The 6,395-nt window shown below is 64.8% G+C and carries 5 protein-coding genes; 1 reads left to right on the plus strand and 4 read right to left on the minus strand.

All coding sequences use genetic code 11. The features are described 5' to 3' along the window. Positions 1-210 precede the first annotated feature (210 nt). The 3 genes from LPN03_RS15735 to LPN03_RS15745 form a co-directional block, all read right to left on the minus strand. Positions 211-1,245 carry a hypothetical protein gene (locus tag LPN03_RS15735; RefSeq protein ID WP_262454953.1) on the minus strand — a complete coding sequence of 345 codons (1,035 nt, stop codon included), beginning with the start codon at positions 1,243-1,245 and terminating at the stop codon, positions 211-213. A gap of 150 nt (positions 1,246-1,395) precedes the next feature. Then, complete coding sequence (gene gabT, locus LPN03_RS15740) at positions 1,396-2,757, minus strand: 4-aminobutyrate--2-oxoglutarate transaminase (protein ID WP_262454954.1); 1,362 nt, start codon at positions 2,755-2,757, stop codon at positions 1,396-1,398. 43 nt (positions 2,758-2,800) lie between these two features. Further along, on the minus strand, positions 2,801-4,231 hold the full coding sequence (locus LPN03_RS15745; protein ID WP_165183209.1) for a gamma-aminobutyraldehyde dehydrogenase: 1,431 nt from the start codon (positions 4,229-4,231) through the stop codon (positions 2,801-2,803). A gap of 144 nt (positions 4,232-4,375) precedes the next feature. Here LPN03_RS15745 and LPN03_RS15750 point away from each other — a divergent pair, with 144 nt between their 5' ends. After that, positions 4,376-5,821: a PucR family transcriptional regulator gene (locus LPN03_RS15750; RefSeq protein WP_262454955.1), complete on the plus strand. Its 1,446-nt coding sequence runs from the start codon at positions 4,376-4,378 to the stop codon at positions 5,819-5,821. Between the two features lie 164 nt (positions 5,822-5,985). Here the strand turns inward: LPN03_RS15750 and LPN03_RS15755 are convergent, their stop codons facing one another. After that, entirely contained in the window at positions 5,986-6,204 is a 219-nt protein-coding gene (locus tag LPN03_RS15755; RefSeq protein ID WP_262454956.1) for a hypothetical protein, read from the minus strand. Positions 6,205-6,395 lie beyond the last annotated feature (191 nt).

Here is a 6,395-nt window from a genome sequence, read left to right on the forward strand (position 1 = left end):
CAAGCCGGCAGCCTAGAGGAGCCCAACCAATTGCACCCAAACGCTGATGGGCTGCACGGCCTGGGTCCACGGCAGGTCCGGACGCATGGCACCCCGCTGAGAGGCCACGGAACCATAGGCCCCAAGCACGACCTCGGGAAACAGGTCGTTGGCAAAACCGGCGAATGTGCCGGCGGCGATCGCCCCTACTCTACCGGCGAGGCCCAACGGTCATCCGAACTCGTCGGCGTCCTCCGCCGGCGCGGGGCCGTGGTCCACGGACGGCGTGGTCAGGCGGAGAAACAAGGCCAGCAGCAAGGCCGCCAGCCCGACCAACAGGAAGTAAGGTCCCACCTGGACCAGCGTGATGGGCCAGGGTGTCAACTGCATGCTGGAAGAGCCGCTGGTGAAGGTGCGATCCACGAGCGCCCCGGTGAAGATCTGTGGAGCGTAATAGGTCACCGCTGCCGCTGCCAGGAAGGCAGCGCCCGTGCCCGCCGCCCGCCCCGCGGACGGCACGTTCCTCGCGCTGCCGTTGGGGCGGAAAATGGCCAGGAATGCCACGGTGAACAAACCAAAAAGTTCCAGGGGCACGGTGGCAAGGTAGGTCAGCTGAATCCAGGGATAGCTGGCGGGTGTGCCGTCGGGACCGCCGAAAATTTGCAACAGCAGTTCGGGACGCATGGTGACGGCGAAGAGGGACAGCCCCGCGGCCACCAGCGCCGCCACCGCCACCAGGGCGGCCCCGCTTCGAAGCCACGGAGACGCCCGCGGATGGCGCGGCGCCCCCGCAAGCAGCATGAGCACCAGCATGCCCAGCCCGGCGATGACAAGAAACGGGCCAAGGGCCAGCACCTTGTCGGTCAGGGGAAAGAACAGCGTCACCAAAATGTAGTTGGAGGCAGCTATGTCCAGTGCCGGCGCGGGCCTGGGGAGCAGGCACAGCAGGCCGAGCAAGGTGACAGCGATGCCGGCCCCCAGGCCAAAAAGCCATGCCTTCACAGTCCACGGCACCAGCTGGGAAGCAGCCGGCACAGTCCCGCTTGCCTCCGCCGGTCCACCCTCGTCCCAGGATTCCGGTGCCTCCGGCTCCAGTTCACGCCCGACGGCGGCCGGTTCGGACACCGATTCGCCCACCTCTGCCGGGGGTGCTGCAGGGGGCTCTGCCGGACGTGCCGCAGGTGGCGGTTGCAGCACCCGGGGCAGTGAGTCCCCGCCACGTTGGTATTCCGCTGGATACCGCGGATCTATGTCGTTCGCTTCCATACCTGCCCCCATCGCTGCGTCCAGGAAAACTGGCCCCAGCATAGCCCGGCATTCAGCCGGGCCAAAAAAACGCAAGCGGCACCCTGGTCTGGCCAAAAGCCGGACCGGGGTGCCGCCGTCGTGCTTGGCCTTGCAGCCAAGGCATTGACGCTAGGCTGCCTTGCGGACGGCAGTGCAGAGCACGTCGAGGCCGTCGTTGAGGAGCTCGTCGGTGATGACCAGCGGCGGGAGGAGGCGGATGACGTTGCCGTAGGTGCCGCAGGTGAGGATGATGACGCCGGACTGCAGGCAGGCGGCGGCGATGGCCTTGGCGGCCTCCGCGTTCACTTCCTTGGTGGTGTGTGCGGTGCCGGGCTTGACCAGCTCGATGGCCATCATGGCGCCGCGGCCGCGGATTTCACCGATGATGCCTGACTCGCCCAGTTCCTCCACAAGGGCTGCGAAGCGGTCAGTGACGATCTTCTCGATGTTCTGGGCGCGGCCGTTGAGGTCGTAGTCCTTCATGGCCTTGATGGCGGCGAGCGACGCAGCGCAGGCAACGGGGTTGCCGCCGTAGGTGCCGCCGAGGCCGCCGGGGTGCACGGCATCCATGAGGTCGGCGCGGCCGGTGATGGCGGAGAGCGGAAGCCCGCCGCCAATGCCCTTGGCCATGGTGATGATGTCGGGGACAACCCCCTCATGCTGGGAAGCGAACCATTCGCCGGTGCGGCAGAAGCCGGACTGTACTTCGTCGGCAATGAAGACCACGCCGTTTTCCTTGGCCCAGGCGGCCAGGGTGGGCAGGAAGCCGTCGGCCGGGACAATGAAGCCGCCCTCGCCCTGGATCGGCTCGATCAGGATGCCGGCCACGGAGGAGGCCCCGATCTGCTTCTCGATCATGGTGATGGCGCGGCGTGCGGCCTCCTCACCCTTGATGTCGGATTCCTCGCGGTACGGGTAGCTCATGGGCACGCGGTAGATCTCGGGCGCAAACGGGCCGAAGTTCGTCTTGTACGGCATGGCCTTTGCGGTGAGCGCCATGGTGAGGTTGGTGCGGCCGTGGTAGGCGTGGTCGAAGGCGACGATGGCGTCGCGGCCGGTGGCCAGGCGGGCCACCTTGACGGCGTTCTCCACGGCTTCCGCGCCGGAGTTGAACAGCACGGTGCGCTTCTCGTGGGTGCCGGGGGTGAGTGCGTTTAGTTCCTCGGCGACGGCCACGTAGCTTTCATACGGGGTGACCATGAAACAGGTGTGCGTGAAGTGGCCCACCTGCTCACGGACGGCGTCAACCACGTTCTCATCCGAGGCGCCCACGGTGGTGACCGCGATGCCCGAGCCAAGGTCGATGAAGGAGTTGCCGTCAACATCGGTGATGATGCCGCCGTCGGCGTCGGCCACGTACACCGGCACGCTGGAGGCGACTCCCCCGGCAACCACGGCCTTGCGGCGGGCGTCCAGGGCGGCTGACTTGGGGCCGGGGAACGAGCCGCTCAGGTGCCGCTTTTGCTCGAGCCGGTAGTGGATTTCAGACATGGGTTGACCTTTCAAAATGTGGTTGCAAAATAACTGGGGGCGCTTACGCGTCCAGGTTGCTCATGACGTGCTTGATGCGGGTGTAGTCCTCGACGCCGTAGATCGAGAGGTCCTTGCCGTAGCCGGACTGCTTGAAGCCGCCGTGGGGCATCTCGGCGGTGAGCATGATGTGGGTGTTGATCCACACCGCGCCAAAATCAAGGTCGCGGGAGACGCGCATGGCCACCCCGTGGTTGGAGGTCCAGACGCTGGAGGCCAGTGCGTACTCGACGTCGTTCGCCATCCCGACGGCTTCTTCCTCGGTCTTGAACGTCTGGACGGTGATGACGGGGCCGAAGGTTTCCTTCTGCACGATGTCATCAGTCTGCTTGACGCCGTCCACCACGGTGGGCTCAAAGAAGAAGCCCTTTTCCCCCACACGCTTGCCGCCGGTGACCACCGTGGCATACTCGGGAATGCTTTCAACAACCTTGACGACGGCGTTGAAGTGGTTGACGTTGTTCAGCGGGCCAAAGTAGTTCTTGGACTCATCCGCGTTGCCCGTTTCCAGGCCCTTGGAGGCCGTGGCCAGGGCGGCAACGAATTCGTCGTGGGCTGACTCCTCCACCAGCACCCGGGTGATGGCGGTGCAGTCCTGGCCGGCATTGAAGAAGGAGAATTCCGCAATTTCCTGGGCCGTCCTGCCCAGGTTGGCGTCGGCAAAGACAATGGCGGGAGCCTTGCCGCCGAGTTCCAGGTGGGCGCGCTTGAGGCCCTTGGCTGCCCCGCTGGCAACTGCGATGCCGGCGCGCACGGAGCCGGTGATTGACACCATGGCCGGGGTCTTGTGGTCCACCATGGAGGCCCCAGTAGCGCCGTTGCCCAGCACGATGTTGAGCACGCCGGCGGGCAGGATGTCCTTGGCGATGTCCGCGAACACGAGCGTGCTCTCCGGAGTGGTGTCGCTGGGCTTGAGCACAATGGTGTTGCCGGCGGCCAGGGCCGGGCCGATCTTCCAAACAAGCATCAGGAACGGGTAGTTCCACGGCGTCACCTGGGCCACCACGCCCACGGGCTCGCGGCGCACGTAGGAGGTGAAGTTTTCCATGTACTCACCGGCCGACCGGCCCTCGAGCAGGCGCGCGGCACCGGCAAAGAAACGGAACTGGTCCGCGCCGGCACCAACTTCCTCATCGGCGATCATCTGCTTGACCTGGCCCGTGTTTCGGTGCTGCGCCTCCACCAATTCGTCGCTGCGGGCCTCGATGGCATCCGCCAGCTTGAGCAGGACCGCCTGGCGCTGGCTCGGAGTGGAGTGCTTCCACGTCTTGAAGGCGGCAGCGGCAGCGTCCATTGCCGCGTCAACATCAGCCTGGCTGGAGATCGGTGCCTTCGCAACAACTTCCCCGTTGGTGGGGTTGATGATGTCCAGGGACTCGGTGCCCGTGACAGGCACAAAAACGCCGTTGATGAAGTTCTGCAAGGTTTGGACCACAGTGTTCAACCTCTTTAGCTAGCTGTGAGTGTGACGCGGCTTTCATTTCCGCTTAAGGAGAGCCTAAGCCCCGCAGCCTCGTAACGAGAATGGCCGTTTGCACCACCACCCCCTGAACTTGTAGTGCGTTTGTATAGTTGTCACATGGCACTTTCCCTGGCTGACCTGCTGACTGTCCCCGCCCTGTCGCTGAAGAACATGGGTTCCGTCCGGACGCCGCTGACCACGCCCATTGACTGGGTGGCCGTGACTGAGCTGGAAAATCCGCAGGCGTTCTTGAGTGGCGGCGAACTGGTGCTCACCACCGGCGCCAGGCAAGGTACCGCGGATGCCCAGCGTTCCTTTGTCCGGCAGATCCGGCGGGCTGGCGCCGTCGGAATCGGCTTTGGCATTGGCTTTGAACACGAAACGGTGCCGCCGGCCTTGATCGCGGAGGCGAACCGCTGGGCCGTCCCTGTGGTGGAGGTCCCTTACAGCACGCCGTTCATTGCCATCGGCAAGCTTGTGGCGGATGCCCGTTCCTCGGACCATTACAGCAAGTTGGAGAGGCTGCTGCGTGAACACCAGGTGCTGGCCCGCTCGCTGCTGACCGGGGGCGGGCTGCCAGCATTGTTGCGCAAGCTTGCCGCCATGGTCGCCGCGGACCTTATGATCACCCAATACGGCGGTGAGGTGTTTTCAACTGCCCCCGGCACCGGCCCCGGCGAGGAGTGGCACGCCGTGGCCCTGTCCACAGGCAAGCGCGACGCCAGCACCTTGTGGCTGCGCAAGCCTTTCCAGGACGACGGCATTGTGGATTACGCCCGGGGGTTGATCAGCATTGAGCTGAACAACCTGGTCCAGCGCCGCCACACGGCACGCCAAATAGCGGGACAGGTCCTGGCCGACATCGTGCGCGGCACCCTGGAGGCAGCGGACGCCACCGCCCGGCTGGAGAACTTGCACGTGAACCCGGCTGCAAAGAACTTTGTGCTGCTGGTCCACGCGGAAGAGGAAAAATTCACCACACTTTCCGCCATGACACTGCCGCCGGAGCTGGAATCCACAGTCGCCGCAGTGGTCAAGACGGGAGAGCACAACGAACTGCTGTTGATTGTCCCGTCCCAACTGGGAGACCCTGCCGTACTTGGGCGGGCACTGAGCCGGCAGATGCACGACGTCGGCATAGTCGCCCCGGTGGGCATCGGCGGCGCATATTCCCAGGCCAACGGGCTGCGCTGGAGCTACTTTGAGGCTCGTGAAGCCGCCACGAGGGGCCTCGATGTCAACGTGCCGGAACGGCTGAGCCTCACGTCGCTCCTGTTGGCTAGCGAGGACGTGCCGATGGCGGACATGGCCGCTGAGGCGCTCGGTCCCTTGGTGGCCTTTGATTCCGCCCATGGTGCGGAGCTGGTGGAAACGCTGGAATCGTACCTACGGTTGAACGGTTCTGTGGCGGCCGTGGCCGATGCCCTGACGCTGCACCGGAACACGGTCCGCTACCGGTTAACGCAGATTGCCGAGCTCACCGGCTACGATCCAGCCGTGACTCCGGACAGGGTCCAGCTGTGGCTTGCCCTGTCCGTGCGGCGGCTGTCTCCCCCGGCCTGACGGGACGGACCCGGGAGTGCGAAGCGCCTTCCAGCCCGATTCGGCTCTGGCCAGAACGCTTGATGGATCCTGTTGGCGTGTTATTTTGCGGCACACGAAGATGCCCGGCATGCCAGGGAACCGTTGGTTCGCTGGCATGCCGGGCACCTTCCATGACTAAGGCATCACTTGGCAGCCGGTTCCAGGTAGATGAACCGTCGCAGCATGATCAGGGCAATACCTCCAATAAATACGAAGAATGACCCGACATATACGGGCCAGATTCCCAGTCCCGTGCTGGCCAGCGCTGTGGGCGCGGTTGCGTCGATAACGGTTGCAGAAGCACCCAGTGCCATGAGGTGGCCGCCGGCGCCCAGCTGGCTGGACGTACCCGGGGTCACCATGGAGCCAGAAGTTACCAGCGTTCCTGGCGTCAGCGGAGATCCTGGCGTAACCGGAGTTCCACGCGTACCCAGAGTTCCAGAAGTGTCAGGCGCACCGGGCGTGCCCGGTGTCGTCGTGGTGTTCGTGGCCGGCGCATTGCTGCCGGTCACGCTCCCCAAAACAGCCACCGAAGTTCCGGAAGCATTCACCG

Origin of the sequence: Arthrobacter sp. A2-55 (genome assembly GCF_025548615.1) — a bacterium.
GTDB classification, from domain to species: domain Bacteria; phylum Actinomycetota; class Actinomycetes; order Actinomycetales; family Micrococcaceae; genus Specibacter; species Specibacter silviterrae.

Bases quoted from the DNA above. Each gene is read 5' to 3' on its own strand.
- LPN03_RS15735 (WP_262454953.1), bottom strand. From the start codon at position 1,245: ATGGAAGCGAACGACATAGATCCGCGGTATCCAGCGGAATACCAACGT.
- gabT (WP_262454954.1), bottom strand. From the start codon at position 2,757: ATGTCTGAAATCCACTACCGGCTCGAGCAAAAGCGGCACCTGAGCGGC.
- LPN03_RS15750 (WP_262454955.1), top strand. From the start codon at position 4,376: ATGGCACTTTCCCTGGCTGACCTGCTGACTGTCCCCGCCCTGTCGCTG.
- LPN03_RS15755 (WP_262454956.1), bottom strand. From the start codon at position 6,204: ATGGTGACCCCGGGTACGTCCAGCCAGCTGGGCGCCGGCGGCCACCTC.